The 208-nt window shown below is 68.8% G+C and carries 1 protein-coding gene; it reads right to left on the bottom strand.

Features of this window, described 5'->3' with window-relative positions; genetic code table 11:
- Positions 1–208, bottom strand: a 208-nt coding sequence (locus IG98_RS46460; RefSeq protein WP_037973202.1) for an AMP-binding enzyme, incomplete at both ends; no start/stop codon positions are given.

The raw sequence follows: 208 nt of genomic DNA, 5'->3' as shown, positions 1-208 counted from the left end.
TGCGGTCCAGCTTGCCGTTCACGGTCAGCGGTAACGCCTCCATCACCACCAGCGCGGAGGGCACCATGTGATCCGGCAGGCGCCGCGCGGCGAACTCCCCCACCACATTCGCCAACCCCTCGTCGATCTCCTCCGCATCAACCGGCACGACATAACCGACCAGGCGCACGTCCCCGGGAACGTCCTCCCGGGCGATCACCGCGGCCTG

Origin of the sequence: Streptosporangium amethystogenes (genome assembly GCF_000721075.1) — a bacterium.
GTDB lineage: Bacteria > Actinomycetota > Actinomycetes > Streptosporangiales > Streptosporangiaceae > Streptosporangium > Streptosporangium amethystogenes.
The sequence above is the reverse complement of the archived record's forward strand: the minus strand, read 5'-3'. Positions and strand labels throughout refer to the sequence as shown.